18 protein-coding genes are annotated in these 23426 nt (G+C 60.0%); 17 read left to right on the top strand and 1 reads right to left on the bottom strand.

All coding sequences use genetic code 11. The features are described 5' to 3' along the window. Positions 1-42 precede the first annotated feature (42 nt). Positions 43-1362, bottom strand: coding sequence for a hypothetical protein (locus SFUM_RS05340; RefSeq protein WP_041439928.1), 1320 nt, complete (start codon positions 1360-1362; stop codon positions 43-45). Positions 1363-2185: 823 nt separating this feature from the next. Between SFUM_RS05340 and SFUM_RS05335 the strand changes: the two genes are divergently transcribed. The 17 genes from SFUM_RS05335 (at position 2186) to SFUM_RS05245 (ending at position 23351) form a co-directional block, all read left to right on the top strand. After that, positions 2186-2962, top strand: coding sequence for a ChaN family lipoprotein (locus SFUM_RS05335; RefSeq protein WP_011697891.1), 777 nt, complete (start codon positions 2186-2188; stop codon positions 2960-2962). A 174-nt stretch (positions 2963-3136) separates the two neighbouring features. Continuing rightward, positions 3137-3679 (top strand): pyruvoyl-dependent arginine decarboxylase, encoded by a 543-nt coding sequence (locus tag SFUM_RS05330; protein ID WP_011697890.1) that lies wholly within the window; start codon positions 3137-3139, stop codon positions 3677-3679. A 154-nt stretch (positions 3680-3833) separates the two neighbouring features. Further along, the gene (locus SFUM_RS05325; protein ID WP_011697889.1) at positions 3834-6029 is read left to right on the top strand and encodes a gluconeogenesis factor YvcK family protein; all 2196 of its coding nucleotides are present in this window, start codon (positions 3834-3836) and stop codon (positions 6027-6029) included. Positions 6030-6538: 509 nt separating this feature from the next. After that, the gene (locus SFUM_RS05320; RefSeq protein WP_011697888.1) at positions 6539-7252 is read left to right on the top strand and encodes an LCCL domain-containing protein; all 714 of its coding nucleotides are present in this window, start codon (positions 6539-6541) and stop codon (positions 7250-7252) included. 538 nt (positions 7253-7790) lie between these two features. Next, on the top strand, positions 7791-8189 hold the full coding sequence (locus tag SFUM_RS05310; RefSeq protein ID WP_011697887.1) for a hypothetical protein: 399 nt from the start codon (positions 7791-7793) through the stop codon (positions 8187-8189). 636 nt (positions 8190-8825) lie between these two features. Beyond that, positions 8826-10934 carry a putative bifunctional diguanylate cyclase/phosphodiesterase gene (locus SFUM_RS05300; RefSeq protein ID WP_011697885.1) on the top strand — a complete coding sequence of 703 codons (2109 nt, stop codon included), beginning with the start codon at positions 8826-8828 and terminating at the stop codon, positions 10932-10934. A gap of 544 nt (positions 10935-11478) precedes the next feature. Beyond that, positions 11479-12303 (top strand): nitrogenase iron protein, encoded by an 825-nt coding sequence (gene nifH, locus SFUM_RS05295; RefSeq protein WP_011697884.1) that lies wholly within the window; start codon positions 11479-11481, stop codon positions 12301-12303. 31 nt (positions 12304-12334) lie between these two features. Beyond that, the gene (locus tag SFUM_RS05290) at positions 12335-12691 is read left to right on the top strand and encodes a P-II family nitrogen regulator (RefSeq protein WP_011697883.1); all 357 of its coding nucleotides are present in this window, start codon (positions 12335-12337) and stop codon (positions 12689-12691) included. Continuing rightward, positions 12688-13068 (top strand): P-II family nitrogen regulator, encoded by a 381-nt coding sequence (locus SFUM_RS05285; protein ID WP_011697882.1) that lies wholly within the window; start codon positions 12688-12690, stop codon positions 13066-13068. Before SFUM_RS05290 ends, SFUM_RS05285 begins: the two co-directional genes overlap by 4 nt. Positions 13069-13094: 26 nt before the next feature. Next, a complete protein-coding gene (nifD, locus tag SFUM_RS05280; protein WP_011697881.1) occupies positions 13095-14750 on the top strand; it encodes a nitrogenase molybdenum-iron protein alpha chain in 1656 nt (551 codons plus the stop codon). Between the two features lie 23 nt (positions 14751-14773). Beyond that, positions 14774-16150: a nitrogenase molybdenum-iron protein subunit beta gene (gene nifK, locus SFUM_RS05275; protein WP_011697880.1), complete on the top strand. Its 1377-nt coding sequence runs from the start codon at positions 14774-14776 to the stop codon at positions 16148-16150. Positions 16151-16195: 45 nt separating this feature from the next. Next, entirely contained in the window at positions 16196-16516 is a 321-nt protein-coding gene (locus SFUM_RS05270) for a (2Fe-2S) ferredoxin domain-containing protein (RefSeq protein ID WP_011697879.1), read from the top strand. Further along, the gene (gene nifE / locus SFUM_RS05265; protein WP_011697878.1) at positions 16513-17883 is read left to right on the top strand and encodes a nitrogenase iron-molybdenum cofactor biosynthesis protein NifE; all 1371 of its coding nucleotides are present in this window, start codon (positions 16513-16515) and stop codon (positions 17881-17883) included. The genes SFUM_RS05270 and nifE overlap by 4 nt, the downstream gene beginning before the upstream one ends. Before the next feature lies 1 nt (position 17884). Next, positions 17885-19249, top strand: coding sequence for a nitrogenase component 1 (locus tag SFUM_RS05260; RefSeq protein WP_011697877.1), 1365 nt, complete (start codon positions 17885-17887; stop codon positions 19247-19249). A 14-nt stretch (positions 19250-19263) separates the two neighbouring features. After that, positions 19264-20535 (top strand): NifB/NifX family molybdenum-iron cluster-binding protein, encoded by a 1272-nt coding sequence (locus SFUM_RS05255; RefSeq protein WP_011697876.1) that lies wholly within the window; start codon positions 19264-19266, stop codon positions 20533-20535. A 341-nt stretch (positions 20536-20876) separates the two neighbouring features. Continuing rightward, complete coding sequence (locus SFUM_RS05250; RefSeq protein ID WP_011697875.1) at positions 20877-22409, top strand: sigma-54-dependent Fis family transcriptional regulator; 1533 nt, start codon at positions 20877-20879, stop codon at positions 22407-22409. Positions 22410-22415: 6 nt separating this feature from the next. Further along, entirely contained in the window at positions 22416-23351 is a 936-nt protein-coding gene (locus SFUM_RS05245; RefSeq protein ID WP_011697874.1) for a hydroxymethylglutaryl-CoA lyase-like TIM-barrel protein, read from the top strand. The last annotated feature ends 75 nt before the right edge of the window (positions 23352-23426 follow it).

The following is a 23426-nucleotide window of genomic DNA, read 5'->3' as shown; positions in this document are numbered from 1 at the left end:
GGGTCCACTCGCCGCCGGACCCCGAAAAACCTCGCCGCGCGGTTATTGCTTGACCCTGAAGGTTTGACTGTTCGGGTTGGCCCCGGAAAAGCTAATGACCACCCAGTGATAGATCCCGTTATCGGTTGTCAGGCCCAGGGAATTGAACGCCTCCGCATCCACGTACACGATCCCCCCGTAATGGGTGATGTAATCGGTTGAACCCGCGGAAAAATCCTCGCAATAGATGTTTTTCCCCGTGGTGACGTTGGCGGGATTGCCGGCTATGCACATGGTCCAGGGGGTCTCGCAATACACGCCGTCCGTGAACCACGCGAATTCATAGTACTTGCCCCCGCTCAGGTCGATCTCCTCGCAATTCTGAGGCGTAACGAGACGAAAAGTGCACCCTCCGCTGTGTGCGGGGAGCAAGACGGCGTCGCAACCCGGAATCGGCTTTTCGACCGTGAACGTTTTGAAGGCGCTGTAAGGTTTCCAGATATCGTTCACCATCGCGCGCACTCTCCACTTATACGTGGCGTAACGCAATGCGGTGGAAGGGGTGCTCGCGCAGGTCGAGGCCCCACAGACACCGGCCCCGGCGGTCCTGGTGTATACGGTGGTCGTGCCCTGCACGAGTTGGTACTGGTACTGCGTCGCGCCGCTGATCTTCGTCCACCGGTACGTGGGCGTCCTGTCCGTGATTGTGCCGACGGGCGCCATGGGGGTTGGGATCGGCTTGGCCACGGTGAAGGTTTTGAAGGCGCTGTAAGGCTTCCAGACGTTGTTCACCATCGCGCGCACTCTCCACTTGTACGTGGCGAAACCCAGGACGGTCGCGGGCGTATTCGAGCAGGTCGATGCTCCGCAGGCGCCGGATCCGACGGTCCTGGTGTAAACGGTGGTCGTGCCTTTCATGAGCTGGTAGCGGTACTGCGTGGCGCCGGCTTCCCTGGTCCACTTGTAGGTCGGCGTCGTATCGGTGATCGTTCCCGCGGGCGACAGGGGGCTGACCATCAAGGGATCCGCGGGGATCCGCTCCGCGGGACCTTCCGACAAGCCTTCGGCCGGATCGTCCGGACCGCGGTCTGCAAATCCGGAGTCCGCGAAGGTTCCCTCCATCCCGTCAGCCGCTTGTTGACGGGCGTTGATGTGGTCCTGGATCCCTCGCTCGCCCGGATTCAAGCCAAACGGGGACCCCGCCGGAAAAGCCGCATGATAGGCTGCAGCCCCGTCAACATCCGGACACGGTTCATGCGCATAGGGATGGAAAACGTCATCCTGGGCTCGCGCCGTGCCGCTCGCGCCCGGCAACGGCAGCAGCGCAAGACTCGCGAGCAGCAGCGGAATCATGACAAACACGTTTATCCTGTGGCGCTCCATTTGCTTCCCCCATTCAGTGGTATCGATGAAGTCTTTCTGTTTTTCGCGTACTGTTGCGAGCGAAGCAGAAGTTTCGACCGCGCTTTGTGGATCACCGGAAGACCGTTCCCGTATGAGGTCGCGGGGTTCACCCGGCAGGGGCTGCGGGACGGGTTTCAAACCGGGTCGTTGCACATCGAAGGTCATCGACCGGGACCGCGAGGCCCCTGCATCCCCGGCCTGACTGTCGTTGAAGATCGACCTCCGGCGGCATTCCGCCCGCGGTGCCATGAAGAAACCGTCTGTCTGTGTGATGGAACTCGGAAAGGGAGTACTGTGTAGTAAGTATTATCATGGAGCACAGGCATAGTAAAAAGTCAACCGGATTTTGGGCCGGGAGCCGGGCTATTGAGGGGGCCGCATCGGGAAGCGAGGGGTTCGCCGGCTTGTCCTGTCGGGATCATGGTGGACGGGAGTGGCGCTGCGGAGGGGGAAACAAGGCGCGGCGGCACACAAGGTCGATTCGGCGTCCGCATCGCGGCGGGCCGGGCGGATGGGACGATCCGGGAAAAACTTCCGTGATCAGCCGTTTTTACCACCTGCGGGAGCGGGGTTTCTGATAGGATTGCGGAAACGGGAGCGCCCGCCGCAGTTTCGTCAAGGCGCCCGGTAAGTCTCGTGGAAGCTCGCAGCAGTCGTTATGGAAACCGCCCGGGAAACCTGCTCACAATCCGGGTGATCCAATCCAAAGGAAACGGAATCGCATGCCGGGGGAGAACCGCTTCCGGCGCATTTGCCCGAACGGGTCGTTCGTTGTCCGCAACCGCAACTCCTGGAGAGCTCAATGAAGTATATGATGACAAACCGGGCGATGACCATGCACCTGGAAGAGGGCTTCGAAATGCTCATGGGGTATGATGTCGTCTTTTTCGGGGAGGAGCACGATTCCCGCATAGCCCACGAAGCGGAGCTGATCATGCTCACCGAGCTGGCGAAGCGGGATTCGAACCTCGTTCTTGCCCTCGAGATGTTTGAACGCGACGTCCAGGGTTTCCTGGATTCCTATCTCCAGGGAACGATCCCCGAGGATCGCTTTCTCGACCTGGCCCGTCCCTGGCAGAACTACGAACGCGATTATCGGCCGCTTGTCGAGTTGGCGAAAACGCGGGGTCTCCCCGTCATCGCGGCCAACGTGCCGCGCAGGGCGGCCGCGGCGGTTGCGGCGGCCAATGCCGTTTCACCCGAAGTGGCGGGAGAGGACGGTCGGTATTTCCCCTCGGAATTTCACTTCGATTCGGAGGAATACCACGATCGTTTTGTCGCTCAGGTAGAAGGCATGCCGCATTCGCTTCCGATGAAGGGATTCGACGTGGAAGCCCTTTTCAAGGCCCAGGTTCTGAAAGACGCCGTGATGGCCGCATCCCTGGAGCCTTTTCTTGGCCGCCGCATCTTTTTCTGCTGCGGCCGCTTTCATTCGGATTTCCACCTCGGGATACCCTATCAGCTCGCAAGAAACCACCCGGAGTTGAAGATCGCGGTCGTGGTGTGCGCGGAATCCCTGATGGAACTGCCCATGCAGGATTGCTCCCGGATAGCCGATTTCATCTGGATCGACGAGTAGGCGATGTCGAGCCTTTTCCGGAACGGGCGGGAGCCGGCGAACCTTCGGTGAAGCGATCGGTGTGAGGTAATCGGTTGTGCGGGATGAAAGCGCGTGCAATAATGCGTGCGCGAAAAAACCGTCAAGGGGCTTTAATCCAAGGATCGATTGTATTTCGCCGTGAGGAGCGCACCGATGATCGTCCCGACAATGGCTTTTTTCACCAAGGGCGTGGGTTTCCACAAGAACGAGCTTCAGTCGTATGAGTTGGCGCTACGGGACGCCGGGATCGAGAAACAGAACCTGGTGAGCGTTTCGAGCATTCTACCGCCCAATTGCGAAATCATCGATCTCGAGGAGGGCTTGAAGCTGCTCAAGCCCGGGCAGATCACGTACTGCGTCATGGCCAGGCTCAGTGCCAACGAGTTCGGGAGGATGATCGGGGCATCCGTCGGCATCGCCTTTCCCACCGACAGGAACCAGTACGGGTACATCAGCGAGTTCCACACCTTCGGGCAGGAGGAAATCGAAGTCGGAGATTTCGCCGAGGATCTGGCCTCCACCATGCTGGCCACGACACTCGGAATCGAATTCGATCCGGACAAGGACTACGATGAGCGAAGAGAGATCTACCTGATGAGCGGAAAGGTGGTCGAAGCCCTGTCTCTTCCCTGCGTGGCCTGCGGCATGAAGGGGGGTTACGTGACCGTGATCTCCTGCGTCGTGTTCATTGAATAGATGGAGTGCCCCTCATCGGCACGAGTCCCTCGAGCACCGAACCGCGGACCGCGCAAATCCGGTTGGCCTCGATCGGCCAATTATGTTATGTCAGAGTCTCGGAAGGATGCACGATGCGCGGGGAAACCGCCAGAGACCGGAGGGGGCTCCAGTGATGGCCGGAATGAGGGCGACCGAGCTCAGCCGATATGTCGAGGAACTCCTGGAAGCCGTGCTGAACGGGACGACTCCCTCGGGGCCCGACGGGAGTCACGGGTCGCGCCTGGTCCGGGAGGTGTTGAGCTTCGAATGCCGCAGCACACGCGTAGTGGCGTTCGGAGGCGGAACGGGGCTTTCGACGGTTGTGGGCGGGAATTCACAGCTCGACGACTGGCCCGAGGCCCCGTTCGTCGGGCTGAAGGAAGAGTTTGCGTCCATCGACGTCGTGGTGTGCACCACGGACGACGGCGGCTCAACCGGTCTGCTGCTGCGGCAGCTTCCCATCATCGGAATAGGGGATTTGCGCAAACTGCTCCTTTCGATGATCCTGCGCGAGAACCTCAAAACGACCTACGGTCTCGACGATTTCAAAGCGACGCAGCTCGCTCATGTCATCCATTGCATCTTCAATCACCGCTTCCCGGAAAGTACCGATGAGACGCAGAGCGTGTCGAATCCGACGCTTGTCGTGCCCGGCGGATTGCGGGGGCTTTGCCCCGAGCCGCTGGAAGGTTTCCTGTCCGCATTGGGCCGCTATGTATCTCCGGGCGGAGACGGTCCGACCCTGAAGCCCGGAGGCCACTGCCTGGGAAACCTTCTGGTCACGGCGGCCATTCTCAGGGAATCCCGTGAGAGCGCGGACTGTCCTCCGGAAGCGGCCGCGATCAGGAAGGGGCTCGATATGGTGGCGCGGGCGATCGGAGCGCCCCCCCGACGGTTGCATCCCGCGACCGCGACTCCCGGACAGCTCGTGCTCCGGTACGGAAACGGAGTTGCCGTCCGGGGACAAAGAAAGTCGGCCCTCTGTCGGCGCAAGTTCCCCATCGATCGTGTGGCGGTGGAATACTGCGGGCCCCCTGCGGTGAGTGAAGACCTGTGCAGGGCCATTGAAGAGGCGGAGCTCATCATTTTTGCCCCGGGCAGTGTCTACACGAGCCTCATGCCGATTTTGCAGCTGCCGCCCATTGTCAATGCGATCAGGGCAAATACGAGGGCGCTGAAGATTCTTGGAGCCAACTTCTGGATTCAGGAGGGAGAAACCGACATATCCCTGCGGAGCAGGAATCGAGGCTTCTATGTGTCGGAGCTTGTGGAGGCTTACGAGCAGAATGTTCCCGGGGGAGCGGAAGGCTTGTTCGATGTGACGCTGAGCGCCAATCTCGAGCACGTCCCCGGGAATGTGTTGTGCAACTATGCCCTGGAGGGCAAGAGTCCCATCTACCTGGATCGCGACCGGGTGGAACGGCTCAGGGTGTTGCCCATCGAAGCGACGATCTATTCCAGGCGGAGGATGCGGCTCGCCCAGGTCATCCATCATGATCCCCAAAGGTTTGCCCTGGCCGTCCGCACGCTCGTTTTCGCCCACCGGCAGTTCAACCTCAAGCCCCGGACCGTTGCGTCATCGACCGTCGTTGCGTCATCGACGGATTGCCTCACGACCCATTCTCCTCCGGTGTGCGCCGGTAGAAAGACCGCCGAGGAAATCCTCGCTGGAAAGCGGTTTTCTCCCCCGGGGCTTCGCCAAACGATGCTGGAAGTCGTCTGGGAAAATCGCGACATCCGCATGGATCACCTGAAGGCCTTTTGCGGAGCCGAGATTGTTCCCGCGGCGGCGTGGAACAGGAGCAAAGAGTGGGACAATGTCCTGGGGTATTACGATCCGGAAAACGGAATGTTGAGGGTCCACGAGCAGTTGAGCGACAACCCCGAGCGGCTCCGGGACAATCTGTTGATTGCCCTGGGTGAGTCGTTGCTGGGACGATATCTTGAAAGCCGCCGCTGGGTCGACGCCGATTGGGGGGCGAGGCGCTACGAGATAACGTTGCGTCCCGTGGACGAGCGCGGTTGTTTTCTCGGCGATTCGCAGCTGCACGCGTATCTGACCCTCGCCCGCATGATCCGGAGTCCCCATGATCCGAGGACGTACCGGATCACCCTCAACGATCAGGAGGGGTTCCTTCCCCCTGGTCTACTTTTCGGGCTGCTCTATGCATGGTACCTCAACAATGCCTATGGCGCGATCATGGAATATGAGATGTCGGTGCTCCGTTGGCCGCTGCAAAGGCTGATTCCCCACCAGATCGAGGAACGAAGGCGCAAAGAGGCGCTCATCGCATTTTTCCGCAACGTGGTGTTCAACCATCCGAATTGATGCGCCGCAGTCCATGTTCCGGGCCGATTGCCTGCCTGGAGGCCTTGATGGGGCCGGCGTGGGGGAATCGCAGCATTTGGTTTTGAAACCGCGGGTTCGTCCCGCTGTCGGGTACCTGTATTTCGCCGGGGCTTCCCTGCCTGACCGGGCGGGGCTGAAGCTCCCGTTGTGTTGCCGGGAACCGACCTTGGGTGGAATACCCCCCCTCAATGCAGAGTCGATCCAATCCCCTTCCCGGTATTTTCCCGAGGGGGACCGCGCCCGTGCGAAAGGTCCCGCGGGCCGGACGGACGCGATAGGCGAGGTTGCGGCAAGCCCGCCGATTGCTCGGATGCCGTCGTTGGGGTGGGACGGGCTTGAGTCGACCGTTGCGACGACGGTAAGCCTTCGAATTTATTGTTCTTGCATCCAGCTTTCCCCTGAAGTAGGTTGATTTGACCGACTTGGGGGCTGTCGGCCGGTTCATGCCGGTTGAATTCAGTGAAAGGACAATGAAAACGGAGGGTTCTATGCGTAAAGCCACTCTGGCACTGGGCGTGTTTGTCTTGAGCGCATTTCTTCTTATCGGTCATTCCACCCTGGAAGCACAGAACGTCCTGCCCGATCCCGGGACTCTCAACCAAATGGAAAATGTGGCGCCCGGAACCACAATGTTTTTCAACGTGACAGGCAAGACGACAGGCGGTTCCCTGTGGGGGACCGACTATTACACGACGGATTCGAGCCTGGCGATGGCGGCGGTTCATTCGGGCGCAATCAGGAACGGGCAAACCGGGGTCGTCAAGGTCATCTTCTACCCGGGACGGGCTCAATATGCCGGCAGCACGCGCTACGGGGTGACGAGCTCGTCGTGGGGCAGCTATGAGCTGAGCTTCGCGGTCGAGGCCGCCGAAGGAGTCAAGCCTGTCGCGGGCAACGCCGTCATGCCCAATCCGGGCACGCTCAAGAACGTGCCCGGTGCGGCCCCGGGACAGGTCATGCTCTTCGAGGTCACCGGCACCGGGTCGGGGGGCTCCGTGTGGGGATCGAAGATGTATACGACGGATTCCGATCTGGGAATGGTCGCGGTTCACGCCGGGGTGCTCAAGGCGGGCGAGACCGGGGTGGTCAAGGTGACCTTCCGTCCGGGCCAGACGAAATACGTCGGTTCCACAAAAAACGGAGTGAAAAGCTCCAATTGGGGAAGTTACGATCTCAGCTTTGAAATCGAGCGGGTCAAATAATACTCGCGCCCGGGTTCCGCCGACAGCCCCTTTTCCTTCACAATCGTCGGCGGAAACCACGGTTTCAGCCTCCCCGGCACTGTGGCTGCCAGCGGGAGAGAAACGCGGGTTTGCGCAATCATCCCGTATACGCGCCCGTGATGTTTCTCGGGCCTCCCTTCGATTGTCGGGCTCACCCGTTGGTTGAAATGTCGCTGCGATTTCCGGCCGCCGCGGAAAAGCGACAGCCGGCTCCGGCGAAATTCGTCGGGGTCCGGGCAACGACGGCCGGCCTGGCGCACGGCGCCTCCAGATGGAAGCGGCTTTCCGGGTGGAGCGGACCGGCACGGCATCATTGCCTCTCGTGGCCCACCGTATCATTTCCTTCCGACACGAGTTCCCCGAAAGGGTTCCTAAGACTGCAAATCCTTTTCGTGCAAAGGCTTCCGACGAATATTCAACCGGCTATAGACATTTTTACCCGCTGGTTCGTCTGTGACAATAGAACGGCTGACTGGGCATTGTATGGAATCGAGCGATATATTTGGAGGCTAAAGACATGAACGCAACGAAGAAAATAGCGTTGGCACTCTGTATCAGTCTTGTTGTTTTCCTGGGAACTACGACCAGGAACGCACAGGCGCAGGAGTGCTGTGTGTTTAATCCGCTTGCGGTCCCGTTCGTGGTGGCGGGCGGCGTGCTGGCGGCGGCGGCATCGGTGGCCAGCCTCGCCGTGGGCGGGCCCGTCGTCTACGGACCGGGACCGGGCTATTATGGGTACGGACCGGGCTACAACCGCTACGGATCGGGCTACTACAGGTATGGAAACGGTTATTACCGGAGCTCGCCCAGGTATTACCGGCCTTACCGCTATGGCGGATATGGCGGGCGAGGATGGGCTCCCGGGCATTACAACCGCTATGGCGATTGGGTCCCCGGACGCTATCGGCGGTACTGAGAGGAGGCAGGGAGGGACACGGTTCCTTCGTGCCCACGATCGGGCCGAGCCTCGAGCCGTCTAGTATCGGGCTCCGATGGTTGAGCCAAGGGCATCAGAACCGTGGGCGGCGCCGTCGCTTAGCCCTTCCGTGTATGCGCGACCCGGCCCGCTTCAGGCGAAAAACCCGCGAACGATGCGGGTGCGACCGGGTCATCTGCTTGATTTTCACTGCTATCGATCGCGCGGAACGGGATCGCGGAACCTGGGGAAAGCGCCGGGTTGACCGGAAGACGGCGGCAAACGAGAAGAGGCGCGATCCCCCGAAGCGGTGAGCGTTGTTTCCACGGCCCGGGCGCGCGGATTCCATCGAACGGCATGAAGACAGGCACTTGCAGGAAACTGCAGGTGCCTGTTGTTTTTTCCGGCGGTGGTGCCTCATACCCGTGAGAGCCTGCCCGGCGCGAGTGTATGGAAAACAGTCCCCGCGGCATTGCGATGTCGGGGTTTCTTCCTGAAAAAGCGACGTCCACGGGTCCGTGTTTTTGAGGAAAACCATTGGAATGCCGATCATTCTAACGGAACCGCGGCAAGGCCTGCACGAGGTGGAGGATGCCACCCGGAATGGACGCACGGGAACAATGACGCAGGGGTGCAATGAAAACCAATAATGTTCAGGTACAGCGACCCGTCATGCTGCTCTCCGATGATGATTCGGAGGTGAGGCGGCTCGTCTACGACTCGTTGGACAGGCTCGGATGTGAGATGGAAGAACCGGACAACGGGGAACAGGCGCTTGCGGCTTTCAGGCGGATTCAACCCGAAATCGTGCTTCTTGACCTCGCGATGACGCAAGCGGATGCATTCGAGCTTTGCGCTTCCCTCCACGGAGCCAGGGGGGGCGAACGGGTGTCGATCCTGGCGGTTGCGGGTCGCGGCGATTTGGAAGGTGTTCGGCGCGCGATCGATGCGGGCGCGACCGATTTTCTCATTCATCCCGTCGACGTCGAAATGCTCGGGCTTCGCCTGAGCTGCGGACGGCGTTCCGCGCAGACCCGTGAGAGATTGAGCCGGAATGAGGAGAGAAACCGCGGTTTGATCAAGGGTATTCCCCACCTGGTGTTGCAGATATCCAAAGAGGGGACGGTGCTCGATTTCGAGGCTCCCCGGGATTTCGACCTGAGGCAGTTTCCCGACGGCCTGCGCGGACGCAGGATCCAGGACGTCTTTTTCGCCGATGCCCCCTACGTGATCGTGAGGTGTATCGAAAGGGTGATCGAAACCGCCGAAAGCCAGGTTCTGGAGCACAACGTTCGCATTGGGAACGACATTCATGTGTATGAGACCCGCATCCTTCCCAATGCGGAAGGTGAGCCCACCGTCGTGATGAGGGATGTCACGGAACGCAGAAAAATGGAGAAGGAACTGCTTCAGCTTGCGTATCACGATCCGCTGACAGGGCTATTGAACCAGCATTCCATGAGGGAACGCATCGCGCGGGCATTGGAGCTTCCCGGACAGCACGGCCGCATGACGGCCATCCTGTGGGTCGACATCGACCATTTGAAACGGGTCAACGCCACCTTCGGCCACGAGCTTGGAGACGTGCTTCTGCAGCGCGTTGCGGATCGGATGCTGGGCTGCGCCCGCAGGACCGACCGCAAGGCCAGGTTGGGAAGCGACCAGTCGATCAAAGCCGTTGCGCGCATGGGAGGGGACGACTTTGTCGTTCTGCTGACCGAAATCAGCCACGTCAAGGGAGCCGCCAACCTGGCAAAGCGGCTCCTTGACGACCTCTCGCAGCCCTTTGTGCTCGATCGTCACGAAGTCTATGTCACGGCCAGCATCGGCATAGCCGTGCATCCCCATGACGGCGCGGAAGCCGGTACTCTGCTCAAGAATGCCGACTCGGCGATGCATCACGCCAAAGCCGAAGGACGAAACAACTTCCAGTTCTACACGTCTTCCGGTAAGACCGCCGCGTTGAGGAGCCTCACCCTCGAAGGCGACCTCCGCATGGCCCTGGCGCGCAGGGAACTGTTCGTCGAATATCAGCCCGAAATCGATCTCAAGACCGGTGAAACCGTCGGCCTGGAAACACTCGTTCGATGGGACCATCCGACCCTGGGACTGATTCCTCCCCTCGATTTCATCCCCCTGGCCGAGGAAACGGGACTCATCCTCCCGATCGGTGAGTGGATCCTCTCCATTGCCTGCATGCAGAACGCCATCTGGCACAAGTCGGGTCTCGAACCGATCCGGGTGGCCGTGAACCTGTCCGGGCATCAATTCCGCCAGAGAAACCTGATCAAGACCATTGCCAAGACCCTCACGAACTCACGGCTCGACCCCCAGCACCTCGAACTGGAGATCACCGAAAGCACCCTCATGGAAAACGCCGCATCCACCATCCATACGGTGAAGGAACTGAAAAGCATGGGGGTGCGACTCGCCGTCGACGATTTCGGTACCGGGTACTCCTCGTTGAGCTACCTCAGGCGTTTTCCTCTGGATGTGCTCAAGATCGACCGGTCGTTCATCAGGGACGTCACGATCAATGCGGACGATGCCGCCATCACGAGGGCCATCATTGCCATGGCCCACAATCTCAACCTGGAGGTGATAGCCGAAGGGGTGGAGAACGAGCAACAACTGCAATTCCTGCAGGAGAACAATTGCGACATGGCTCAGGGGTACTACTATTGCCGGCCGCTCACCCCGGCCAAGCTCACCAAACACCTGGAGAAGCAAAGCAGCGGCCTTTAGAGCGCAACCCCCCTTCAAATCCGCGGGACAGCGCGCGCGGATTTCCCTCCCTGGGACAAATGCGAAAAGCCGCGGAGGGCTTTATGCCTTCCCTCCCAATGCAATCGTCCTACCGTGAAAATCCTTGGCGCGATTGGGTGCTCAAGGGGCAAACCTGCCTTCTCCTTTACCGAAACATGGATATGATGCAAGCACTGGAAGATTCTCATCAGTGGGGGTGAACGCCCCTTCAGTTCATGACCGTTGAACGCAATTGCCCGTGGCGCCCGCCTCACCTGCGAAGCATGAAAACAGACTCACACGGGAGTCTATTTCCCAGCGTAAGGTGCGATGTTAAGCATCGCCTGAATTCCGCCCTCACATATTTGTGAATTGTCCCTACTCTTTTGTCTGCGTCCGAAGCGCTGAAGCCTTTCAATCAGGACCACCTCAATAGTGGCTTTTCCCTGTAAAAACAGTGTGTGGGGACAGGTGTGCGCCTTTTGGCATGCGTCTTGCCATATACCGTCTCAGCCGACAAATTCTCTTCGATGGGAGGTTTCTTATGAGAAAAATTGCAATTTACGGCAAGGGGGGCATCGGAAAGTCGACGACGACTCAGAACACCGTGGCGGGTCTGGCGGAGATGGGACGGAAGGTCATGGTCGTGGGCTGCGATCCCAAAGCGGATTCAACAAGGTTGCTGCTCGGGGGGCTGTCTCAGAAGACAGTCCTCGACACTTTGAGGACCGAAGGCGAGGACGTGGAGTTGGACGACATCCGCAAGGTGGGGTTCAGCAAATCCATCTGCGTGGAATCGGGAGGGCCGGAACCGGGCGTGGGCTGCGCCGGACGTGGGATCATCACTTCGATCAACCTGCTCGAACAGCTCGGGGCCTACGCCTCGACCCAGGCCCTCGACTACGTGTTTTACGATGTTCTGGGCGACGTGGTGTGCGGCGGTTTCGCAATGCCCATTCGGGAAGGCAAGGCCCGCGAGATCTACATCGTGGTCTCGGGCGAGATGATGGCCATGTACGCGGCGAACAACATCTGCAAAGGCATCGTCAAGTTTGCCGAGGCGGGGGGCGTGAGGTTGGGCGGGCTGATCTGCAACAGCAGGAAGGTGGACAATGAGAAGGAGATGATCGAAGCCTTCGCCAGACAGTTGGGGACGCAGATGATCCATTTCGTGCCGAGGGATAACATGGTCCAGAGGGCCGAGATCAATCGCAAGACGGTGATCGAGTTCGATCCCGCCCATTCGCAGGCGGATGAGTATCGGAGCCTGGCCCGTAAGATTGAGGACAACGACATGCACGTCATCCCGAAACCCATGCACACGGATCATCTTGAGAAGTTGCTCATTGAACACGGGCTGGCGGCCTGAGAGAACGGCACCGGGAAAGGAGGTATTCACAATGATAATGATCAAATCCATCGTCAGACCGGAGAAGGTGGACAACGTTCTTGCCGCGCTCATGGAAGCCGGCTTCCCGGCGGTGACCAAGATGTCGGTGGTCGGCCGCGGCAAGCAGCGCGGAATAAGAATAGGGGAGATCACCTACGACGAGATTCCGAAGGAACTGCTCCTCACCGTCGTGCAGGACCACGACAAGGACTTCGTGATCAAGACGGTCATCGCCGCCGCCCGGACCGGGGACAAGGGCGCCTACGGGGACGGCAAAATCTTCGTCAGTCCGGTGCACGAGGTCTACACGATCAGCTCCGGAATCCGGGAAAAGTCCTCGGGGGTCCTCGAAGAGGTGAACCTATGAAAGAAGTCATGGCGATCGTTCGCATGAACATGATGAACAGGACGAAAAAAGCCCTTTCGGATGCGGGCATCACCTCGATGACCGCGCGGGATGCGCTCGGCCGCGGCAAGGGTCTGGTCGACACCAGCCTGCTGGAAGGGGCGGAGAAGGGCTACGAGGAAGCGGTGGCTCAGCTCGGACACAGCCAACGCCTCATCCCCAAGCGATTCATTTTCGTGGTCGTGCCCGACGGCCTGGTCGAGACGACGATCAGGACCATCATCGGCGTCAACCGAACGGGCAAATCCGGAGACGGCAAGATCTTTGTCATGCCCGTGACCGATACGGTGTGCGTCAGAACCGGAGAATGTGGGGCCGCAGCTCTGGATGAGATTTGACGGCCTGTACGAGAATGGAGGAACCGATGTCCGCAATCCATGAAGGAAAGGCCGCACCCGCGGCCGAAGCGATCGACCCGGCTGCAGTGAAGCAGGAACTCATCGCCAAGTACCCGACCAAGGTTGCCCGCAAGCGCGGGAAGCAGATCATCGTCAACAGGGTGGGCGAAGACTGTTCGGTCCCGGAGATCGGGGCCAACACCCGCACCATTCCCGGCATCATTACCCAGCGCGGGTGCAGCTACGCGGGCTGCAAAGGCGTGGTGCTGGGACCGACCAGGGACCTTGTGAACTTGACCCACGGTCCGATCGGGTGCGGCTTTTACAGTTGGCTCACCCGGAGGAACCAGACCAGGCCGGCGACTCCCGAGGAGGCGAACTTCATGCCCTACTGTTTCTCCACGGATCTTCAGGACGAGGACATCGTGTTCGGAGGGGAGAAGAAGCTGAGGGCGGCAATCCTTGAAGCTTACGACATCTTTCATCCCAAGGCGATCAGCATTTTTGCCACGTGTCCCGTCGGCCTTATCGGCGACGACATTCACACCGTGGCGAAGGAGATGAAGGAGAGACTGGGCATCAACGTCTTTGCGTTCAGCTGCGAGGGCTACAAAGGGGTGAGCCAGTCGGCGGGCCACCACATCGCGAACAACGGCATATTCAAACACGTGGTGGGGCTGGACGACACCTCGCGCGAAGGAAAGTACCGGATCAACCTGCTCGGCGAATACAACATCGGCGGAGATGCGTTCGAGATCGAGCGGGTGCTCGAAAAATGCGGCATCACGCTGGTGGCCACGTTCAGCGGCAATTCCACTTACGAGCAGTTCGCGAGTTCCCACATGGCGGACCTGAATACTGTGATGTGCCATCGTTCCATCAATTACGTCGCCGAGATGATGGAACGAAAGTTCGGCATTCCCTGGATCAAGACCAATTTCATCGGCGCCGGATCGGCTGCGAAGTCCCTGCGAAAGATCGCGAAGTACTTCGAGGATCGCGAACTGAGCGATCGGGTCGAAGAGATCATCGCCGAGGAGATGGTGGAAGTGGAAAAGGTGCAGGCCGAAGTCCGGGCGCGCTGCGAAGGCAAGCTGGCGATGCTCTTTGTCGGGGGCTCGCGCGCCCACCATTACCAGGACCTCTTCGCCGAGATCGGAATGAGGACGATCTCCGCGGGGTATGAATTCGCGCACCGCGACGACTACGAAGGCCGGCGCGTCCTCCCGGACATCAAGGTGGACGCGGACAGCCGCAGCATCGAGGAACTCGAAGTACATCCCGACCCGGACCGGTATCGTCCCAGGAAGACCGCGGAACAGATTGCGGAACTCAAGAGAGACGGTCTGTCCTTCAACGACTACGAGGGGATGATGGTCCGGATGGCGGACGGGACCCTGGTGATCGACGACATCAGCCAGTACGAAACGGAGAGGATGATCGAGACCTACAAGCCCGCGATCTTCTGCGCGGGCATCAAGGAAAAGTACGCGGTCCAGAAGAAGGGCATCCCGATGAAGCAACTGCATAGCTACGATTCGGGCGGTCCCTATGCCGGATTCAAGGGAGCGGTGAATTTCTACCGAGAGATCGACCGCATGGTGAACAGCAGGATCTGGTCGTACCTCAAAGCCCCCTGGCAGACCAACCCCGAACTCGCCGCAACTTACGCGTGCGAATGACCGGCCGAAAGGAGGAACACCTCATGCTGCTCCGACACACACCGGAAGCAATTCGGGAGCGCAGAGCCCTGACGATCAATCCGGCGAAAACCTGTCAGCCGATCGGGGCGATGTACGCCGCCCTGGGGATACACCGATGCCTGCCGCACAGCCATGGCTCCCAGGGTTGTTGCGCCTACCATCGCAGCACGCTCACGCGGCATTTCAAGGAACCGGTCATGGCGGCCACGAGTTCCTTCACCGAGGGTGCTTCGGTTTTCGGCGGACAGTCCAATCTCATCCAGGCCATAGACAATATCTTCACCGTGTATGAGCCGGATGTCATTGCCGTTCACACCACGTGCCTTTCGGAAACCATCGGGGACGATATCCCGCAGATATCGCGCAAGGCGCAGGCGGAAGGGAAGATCCCCCCCGGCAAGTTCGTCATTCACGCCAACACGCCCAGCTACGTGGGTTCCCATGTGACCGGGTTCGCCAACATGACGAAGGCTATGGCGGATTATTTCGCGGAGCGCGGCGGAAAAAGGCTCGAGCAGATCAACATCATTCCGGGTTACGTCGAACCCTCCGACATGGAGGAGATCCGAAGGATCGCCGCGGAGATGGGAGTTCGGGCGGTCGTGTTTCCCGACACCTCCAACGTGTTGAATCGCCCGCAGACCGGGAAGTTCGAGATGTATCCCAGGGGAGGAGTATCCATCGAAGCCCTCAGGAGCGCCGGGTCGAGCAAGTGTACCGTCGCGCTCGGGCGAACTGCCTCGTGGCCTGCCGCACGGGCCCTGGACGTGAAGTGCAACGTCCACTGCGAACTGCTGGACCTGCCCATCGGACTCACCGCAACGGACGCATTCATCGATGTGTTGAGAAGGGTGGCGGGGGTGAGCGTTCCCGATTCGATCAACCTTGAGCGGGGGCGCCTGCTCGACATCGTCACCGATATGCACCAGTATTTTTATGGGAAAAAGCTGGGGCTTGTCGGCGACCCCGACCAACTCGTCTCCCTCGCGGAGTTTCTCGTCTCCATCGACATGTGGCCCATCCACATCGTCACGGGGACGCCCGGAAGAAAGTTCGAGTCCAGGATTCGGGAAATCACGCGGGGTGTCCCTCACGAAGTCAACGTGACGGCCGGCGGCGACATGTTCCTCTTCCACCAGTGGATCAAGAACGACCCGGTGGACCTCATCATGGGGAACACATACCTGAAGTACATCGCAAGGGACGAAGACATTCCGCTGGTCCGGTTCGGGTTTCCGATCCTGGATCGTGTCGGCCACGGCTATTTTCCCACCGTCGGGTATCGGGGGGGGATGCGGCTGCTGGAAAAAATCCTGGATGCCCTTCTCGACCGCAAAGACCGGGATGCTCCGGAGGAAGCGTTCGAGTTGGTGCTGTAGAACATGCCGAATCCTGCTCGCGGGGGTCGGGAAAGGATGGCGCAAATGCGGAAACCGGATCATCACATATTGGTGTGCGCGAGTTTCAGAGGCACGGAGGCGAAGGGGAAGTGCATCAAGAAGGAGTCGTTGCAGCTCATCAGCTACCTCGAGGAGGAACTGGACGATCGCGGCATCAATGCCATGGTCTCCAGCACGGGCTGTCTGAAACTCTGCGAGCAGGGGCCGATCATGGTCGTTTACCCGCAGGGGTACTGGTATCGAAGCGTCACCGACGAAAACGCCGTCGATGAAATCCTGGACGCACTCGAAGAAGGAAAGCCGGCCCAAAGCCGCCTTCTTCAGATTTACGGGAAGGGAACATGATGACTGCCGCCGGGTCCGTCATTTTTGAAGAACGGAAAAGCCAGATTCACAGGAAGGGGGAAAAACCCTTCGACATGAATTGCAACCGCGAAAGCCTGGCCGGTGCGGTCAGCCAGCGGGCCTGCGTGTTCTGCGGTTCGAGGGTCGTGCTCTACCCCATAGCCGATGCGCTACATCTCGTGCACGGTCCCATAGGGTGCGCCGCATACACGTGGGACATCCGGGGGGCCCTCTCCTCCGGACCGGCCTTGCACCGGATGAGCTTCTCGACCGACCTCCAGGAGCGGGACATCATTTTCGGCGGGGAGGAAAAGCTCTACCGGGCGCTGATTGAGTTGATCGACCGCCACCGACCCAGGGCGGCGTTCGTCTATTCAACCTGTATCGTGGGGATCATCGGGGACGATCTCGAGGCGGTTTGCCGGCGAGTGTCGGCTGAAAAGGACGGTATCCCGGTCCTCCCGGTCCAGTCGGAAGGGTTCAAAGGGAACAAGCGGGAAGGGTACAGCGCGGCCTGCAAGGCTATGTTCCGCTTGGTGGGAACGGGGGGCACCGAGGGTATTTCGCCCCTGAGCGTCAATATCCTCGGGGATTTCAACCTGGCCGGAGAGTTGTGGATCGTTCGAGAGTACCTGGCCAGGATAGGCGTCGAGACCGTGGCCAACATCACAGGGGACGGGCGCGTGGAGGACATCATGCGTGCCCACGGAGCCGCTCTGAACCTCGTTCAGTGTTCCGGGGCGACCATGGAGCTGGCGCAGATGATGAAGGAATCGTACGGCGTTCCGTTCCTGCGGGTTTCCTATTTCGGCGTCGAGGACATGGCGCAGGCACTCTACGATGTGGCCGCGTTCTTCAAGGACCGGGACCGGGAAATCGTCGGGCGCACACGTGCACTGGTGAAGGATGAGCTCCTGAAACTCTATCCCGCGCTTCAGGAATTCAAAAAGGATCTTTGCGGGAAAAAAGCAGCCATTTATGTTGGCGGCGCGTTCAAAGCCTTTTCTCTGGTCAAGGCCTTCCGCCTCCTGGGGATGAAAGTCGTCCTGGTCGGTTCGCAGACAGGAACCGACCAGGACTACAGGGAACTCCACGAGATCACCGATCGGGGGACGATCATCGTCGACGACTCCAATCCGCTCGAACTCTCGAGCTTTCTCAAGGAAAAGGAGTGCGACGTCTTCGTCGGAGGCGTCAAGGAACGGCCCATAGCGTACAAGCTTGGCGTGGGTTTTTGCGATCACAACCACGAACGGAAACAGCCGCTGGAAGGGTTTGTGGGAATGCTGAACTTTGCGAAGGAGATCCATTCATCGGTAATGAGCCCGGTCTGGCGGTTCGTGCCCCGCAGGAAAGCGAGGAATTGAGATGGAACCGTTGCCATATGTCTCCACCACCAATGCCTGCAAGCTCTGCGGGCCCCTTGGGGCCTGCCTGGCCTTTCGCGGCGTCGAAGGCGCCGTGCCGATGCTGCACGGGTCCCAGGGCTGCGCGACATACATGCGCCGCTACATCATCAGCCATTTCAGGGAACCGATGGACATCGCCTCGTCGGCTCTAGGAGAAAAACACGCGGTCTACGGAGGTGGAGCCAATCTCAAGCAGGGACTGAAGAATGTGATGACCAAATTCGGTGCCAGGCTGATCGGCATCGCCACCACCTGCCTTACGGAAACCATCGGAGAGGACGTCCCGATGATCGTGGAGGAGTTCCGACGGGAGATACGGCGCAAGGGCGGCGAGGAGCCGCCCGCCTTCGTGAGCGTCCGGACCCCCAGCTATTCCGGAACTCACATGGAAGGGTTTCACGGAGCGGTTCGGGCGGTGGTGGAGCAATTGGCGGGCGAGGGACACGCGGCACGGATGCTCAATCTGCTGCCCGGCTTTCTCTCACCGGAAGATCTGCGCCATCTCAAGGAAATTCTCGCGGCCTTCCGGTGCGCGGCGACGATCCTGCCGGACATCTCCATGACCCTGGACGGCCCGGCGCTCGACGACTACCCCAAAATTCCCGGCGGCGGAACTCCAATCGAGGACATATGGCGCATGGGAGGCGCCGGCGCGACGTTCGAGCTCGGCAGGACCCTGCACGGTGACCCGCAATCGACGGGAAAGCTTCTCAAGGAGCGCTTCGAGGTGGCTCTGCACTCGATGGGGGTCCCCATCGGCTTGCGGGAGACCGACACCTTCTTCGGTGCCCTGGAGCAACTGACAGGGATGGAGCGCTCGCCGCGTTTCGCCATGGAGCGGGGTCGCCTGGTGGATTCCTATGTGGACGCGCACAAGTATTTGTTTGGAAAACGGGCGGTGGTCTATGGGGAAGAAGACCTGGCGGTCGGGCTGACAGCGTTTCTCGCCGAAGTCGGGATCACGCCGGTGCTCTGCGCAACCGGGGGCAGGAGCGGACGTTTTCGATCGGCGGTTGAACAGGTCACGGCCGATATTCTTCCCGAAGCGCCGGCCGTGGGGGAAGGGATGGACTTCAGGCAAATCGAAGAACAGGCCGAAATCCTTTCCCCCGATATCATGATCGGCCACAGCAAAGGCTATTCCATCGCCCGGAAACTCGGCATTCCCCTTGTTCGGGTAGGTTTTCCCATCCACGACCGGTTCGGAGGGCAGAGAACGCTTCACGTGGGGTACCGGGGCACCCAGTCTCTGCTCGACCGGATTGTCAACGGGCTCATCGAGGGAAACCAGAACAATTCGCCGGTAGGCTACGGATACATGTGAGAAGGGAGCCTGAAATGAAAGAGACACTCGATCTCAGTCGTCACCCCTGCTTCAATGCGGCCGTCAAGGGTTCATACGGCCGGGTTCACCTGCCGGTTGCCGCTCGCTGCAACATCAGATGCAACTACTGCAACCGGAAATACGACTGCGTCGATGAAAGCCGTCCCGGAGTGACGAGCGCACTGCTTTCTCCGACTCTGGCCTGCCGTTACCTGGAGCGGGTTTTGGAACGGGAGCCCCGCATCGCGGTGGCCGGAATCGCCGGGCCGGGCGATCCGTTTGCGGAACCTGGAAAGACCCTGCAGGTGATGCGCTCCCTGAGAGAGAGATTCCCGCGCTTGCTGCTTTGCCTTTCCACGAACGGACTGGGAATCGGGGATCACCTGGACGGGATCGTCAAGATCGGGATTTCCCACGTCACGATCACGGTCAATGCCGTAGATCCCGGCGTCGGCATGAAAATATACAGCTGGGTCCGTGACGGCAAAGTCATCTATCGAGGTCTGAAAGGCGCGCAACTGCTGTTGGAACGGCAGTTGAACGCCATCGAGGGATTGAAGCGAAGGGGCGTGACGGTCAAGGTCAACACCATCGTCGTGCCGTCGATTAACGATGGCCACGTGGAGGCCGTGGCCCGCAGGATGGGGGAACTCGGAGTGGATGTGCTCAACTGCATGCCGATGCACCCCAACAAGGATACGCCGTTCGAGCATATTGCCGAACCCGGCAGGGAAATGATCGAGGAAATTCGGGCGACGGCCGGGAAATACCTGCCCCAGATGAGGCACTGCGCCAGGTGCAGGGCGGATGCGGTCGGGCTGTTGGGAGAGGATCGCGGCGAGGGGGCGCGCGAGAGCCTCACAGAATGTGCCGGCCTGCCCGCCGGTTCAGTCGAGCGGCCCTACGTCGCGGTGGCGACCATGGAGGGGTTGCTCGTCAACCAGCACCTTGGCGAGGCTCATAGGTTCCAGATCTGGTCCCGGGCGGGAGACGGATATCGCTGTGTCGAGGAACGCGCGGCCCCGGAACCCGGGGGAGGAATCCAGCGCTGGACGCGCCTCGCGGAGATGCTTGGCGACTGCCGCGCCGTTCTTGTGGCGGGAATCGGGGATAACCCGGCCGTGGTGCTCAGGGAAGCTGGAGTGCAACCGATCGAGCTCAACGGGTTCATCGAACCCGCGCTCGATGCGGTATTCTCCGGGCACGGCTTGAAGGAATTCAAGGCGCGGCGGCGGGGCGGATGCTCCAACGGCTTTGGATGTCTTGGCTCCGGCGAGGGCTGCTAGAATTGCGTCACGCCGGTTTTGAAAGGGAGACAAGAACCGGAGACAAAGCTGGGGGGGGGAGGTCGGAAAGGAGCTCAAATACTGAAAAGGGTCTTTTTTGAACGAAATTGTCATGTCATGGCGATCTTATCCCGCCATCCTTCATGCAATGCACATTATTGTTCCACCTGAACGACGGTTTCTCGACGGTTCGGTTGGATCGCCGGTCGGCGATAGAGTTTTTTCAATGGAGCCACTCCGCACCGCGGGGCCGTACAAGGCGCGGGTCCGGGCACAAGGCGCGCAAAGACGGTTTCCCCATGAATGATCTGGCATGAATATTGATATTCTTCCGGATCATTATGGAAAAGCGGATAAGAGAAACGGAACTCAACGTGATTTTCGAAACGTGCAGGGTCATCGGACAGGCGCTGAAGCTCGACCAGGCCCTTGACACGATTCTGGCGATTCTCTCCTCCTCCCTCGCCATGAAACGCGCCACAATCACGCTCGAGGACGAGGATACCGGCTACCTCATCATCCGGGCTTCCCACGGCTTGACCGATGCGGAACGGAGACGGGGGGTCTACCGGAAGGATGAAGGGATCACCGGGCTGATTTTCCAGTCCGCCGATTCCTACGTGGTGCCGGACATCAGCAAGGAACCCCTGTTTCTGAACAAGACGCGCTCGAGACTGATTCAAAAGGAGTCCATCAGTTTCCTCGGGGTTCCCATATTGTTGCACGGCAAGGCCATCGGCGTTCTGCACGTGGACCGGTTGTTCGGCGACGAGGTCCCTTTCGAAGAGGACATCCGGCTCCTGTCCATCGTGGCGACCCTGATCGCCCAGTTCGTCAGTCTGAACCGCCAGGTAAAACTGCGCGAGGCCAAACTGCTCAGGGATTGCTCGCCGTCCGGAAAGAAAGGGATCGAAGCTGGGGACCGCTTCTTCATGGTGGGCAGGAGTCCGTCGATGCTCGTCGTACAGCGTCATATCGAGAAGGTGGCGCCGAGCAAGGCTTCGGTGCTTCTCCTGGGAGAGTCTGGAACGGGAAAAACGCTGGTGGCTCAAATGCTGCACGAGCTGAGCATCAGGTCCAGCGCGCCTTTTGTGAAGATCAATTGCGCGTCTCTGCCCGAGAACCTGCTCGAATCGGAGCTCTTCGGTTATGAGAAGGGCGCATTCACCGGCGCGGTGAGATCGAAGCCCGGGAGAATCGAGGAAGCGGAGGGGGGGACCGTTTTTCTTGATGAGGTCGGCGAGCTTACGCCGGCGCTCCAGGCCAAGTTGCTTCGTTTTCTCCAGGATAAGGAATTCGAGAGGCTCGGGAGTACTCGGACCAGGGTGGTCGACGTGCGGGTGCTCGCCGCCACGAACCGGGACCTTGCCGCGGTGGTGGCGGAAGGAACGTTTCGGGAGGACCTCTACTACAGGCTGAATGTCTTCCCCATTCAGATCCCCCCTCTCAGGGCACGCAAGGAAGACATTCCGGATCTGTTGCATCATTTCCTGGACAGAATATCCCGGGAATACGGCCGCCGCATCGGAATAACCAACGCCGCGATGGCATTGCTCGCGGGATATGACTGGCCGGGCAACGTGCGGGAGATGGAGAACCTGGTGGAACGCATGGTGATCATGGCCGATGAGGACGAGATAGGCGTGAACGTGTTGCCTCCGTTCTTGAGCGAGCAGATGACGGGTAGCGGGGGCGAAACGCTTTCCCGAATAGAGAAAATGGAGCGCAAGGAAATCCTGGCGGCACTGGAACGCAACGGATGGAACCAGACGCGCACGGCAAAGGAGCTCGGCATAACACTCAGACAGATTGGCTATCGGGTCAGGAAATTCGGGCTGGACAGGCTTTTGATGCACCAGCGGCGAGGAGGGTAGGAGAGCGTGCGATGCCACAGCATGTCCGATTCGACCGAACCGAACCTGTTTCGTGAATTGTTCCCGTACACGGAACCTCCCCGGATCCGGCTCGACCATCCGTTGCTCGCGCCGTCGCCCGCCCGCGAAATGTTCGTTACCGATTCCACCTTCCGGGAAGGGCAACAGGCAAGGCCTCCCTTCACGCCTGAAGAGGTGGGCAAACTGTTCGACGCGCTCCACAGGCTCTCCGGACCAGAACGGTTGATCCGCCACACCGAGTTCTTCCTTTATTCGGATCGGGACAGGCATGCAGTGAATCTGTGCCTTTCCAGGGGTTATGACAGCCCGGCGGTCACCGGATGGATCCGCCCCACGCGCAGGGATCTCGTGCCGGTGCTCGATGCGGGGTTGCGGGAGACGGGCATTCTTACCTCCGCCTCGGACTACCACATTTACCTCAAGCTCGGACTGACCCGGCGGGAAGCTGCCGATCGATACCTGAGAGTGGTCCGCTTGGTCCTCGAAAAGGGCATCGTTCCCAGGTGCGGTTTCGAGGACATCACCAGGGCGGATGTGTACGGCTTCTGCATCCCGTTCGCCATTGAATTGATGAAACTGCGCGAAGAGAGTGGGATGGACGTAAAGATCCGGCTCTCGGACACGCTGGGGCTCGGTGTCACCTATCCCGGGGTCGGCCTGCCGAGGGGAGTGCCGGCGCTGGTGAGGGCCTTCGTCGAAGAGGCCGGGGTTCCCGGGCACCTGCTTGAATGGCACGGCCACAATGATTTTCACCATGGGCTTATCAATTCCACAACCGCCTGGTTGTATGGTTGTGGAGGAGTCTGCGGGACATGGAAAGGCTGGGGAGAAAGGACGGGCACCGCGCCGATCGAGGTCTTGCTCGCCGAACGCCTGGCCCTGAGTGGGCTGTTCCCGGCCGATCGAAACGGCCACGTTTAGGAAGAAGGCGGCTTCGGTCGGATCTCCACCCCCGGCAGCAGCCCACGCGCCTGCGGGAACCGGTAATCGACGCGA

It is taken from the genome of Syntrophobacter fumaroxidans MPOB, assembly GCF_000014965.1.
Taxonomy (GTDB): Bacteria; Desulfobacterota; Syntrophobacteria; order Syntrophobacterales; family Syntrophobacteraceae; genus Syntrophobacter; species Syntrophobacter fumaroxidans.
This window is presented reverse-complemented; position numbering and strand designations above follow the sequence as displayed.

Bases quoted from the DNA above. Each gene is read 5' to 3' on its own strand.
- SFUM_RS05285 (WP_011697882.1), top strand. From the start codon at position 12,688: ATGAAAGAAGTCATGGCGATCGTTCGCATGAACATGATGAACAGGACG.
- SFUM_RS05335 (WP_011697891.1), top strand. From the start codon at position 2,186: ATGAAGTATATGATGACAAACCGGGCGATGACCATGCACCTGGAAGAG.
- SFUM_RS05300 (WP_011697885.1), top strand. From the start codon at position 8,826: ATGAAAACCAATAATGTTCAGGTACAGCGACCCGTCATGCTGCTCTCC.
- SFUM_RS05325 (WP_011697889.1), top strand. From the start codon at position 3,834: ATGGCCGGAATGAGGGCGACCGAGCTCAGCCGATATGTCGAGGAACTC.
- nifH (WP_011697884.1), top strand. From the start codon at position 11,479: ATGAGAAAAATTGCAATTTACGGCAAGGGGGGCATCGGAAAGTCGACG.
- SFUM_RS05250 (WP_011697875.1), top strand. From the start codon at position 20,877: ATGGAAAAGCGGATAAGAGAAACGGAACTCAACGTGATTTTCGAAACG.
- nifK (WP_011697880.1), top strand. From the start codon at position 14,774: ATGCTGCTCCGACACACACCGGAAGCAATTCGGGAGCGCAGAGCCCTG.
- SFUM_RS05330 (WP_011697890.1), top strand. From the start codon at position 3,137: ATGATCGTCCCGACAATGGCTTTTTTCACCAAGGGCGTGGGTTTCCAC.
- SFUM_RS05290 (WP_011697883.1), top strand. From the start codon at position 12,335: ATGATAATGATCAAATCCATCGTCAGACCGGAGAAGGTGGACAACGTT.
- nifD (WP_011697881.1), top strand. From the start codon at position 13,095: ATGTCCGCAATCCATGAAGGAAAGGCCGCACCCGCGGCCGAAGCGATC.
- SFUM_RS05340 (WP_041439928.1), bottom strand. From the start codon at position 1,362: ATGGAGCGCCACAGGATAAACGTGTTTGTCATGATTCCGCTGCTGCTC.
- nifE (WP_011697878.1), top strand. From the start codon at position 16,513: ATGATGACTGCCGCCGGGTCCGTCATTTTTGAAGAACGGAAAAGCCAG.
- SFUM_RS05270 (WP_011697879.1), top strand. From the start codon at position 16,196: ATGCGGAAACCGGATCATCACATATTGGTGTGCGCGAGTTTCAGAGGC.
- SFUM_RS05320 (WP_011697888.1), top strand. From the start codon at position 6,539: ATGCGTAAAGCCACTCTGGCACTGGGCGTGTTTGTCTTGAGCGCATTT.
- SFUM_RS05255 (WP_011697876.1), top strand. From the start codon at position 19,264: ATGAAAGAGACACTCGATCTCAGTCGTCACCCCTGCTTCAATGCGGCC.
- SFUM_RS05310 (WP_011697887.1), top strand. From the start codon at position 7,791: ATGAACGCAACGAAGAAAATAGCGTTGGCACTCTGTATCAGTCTTGTT.
- SFUM_RS05260 (WP_011697877.1), top strand. From the start codon at position 17,885: ATGGAACCGTTGCCATATGTCTCCACCACCAATGCCTGCAAGCTCTGC.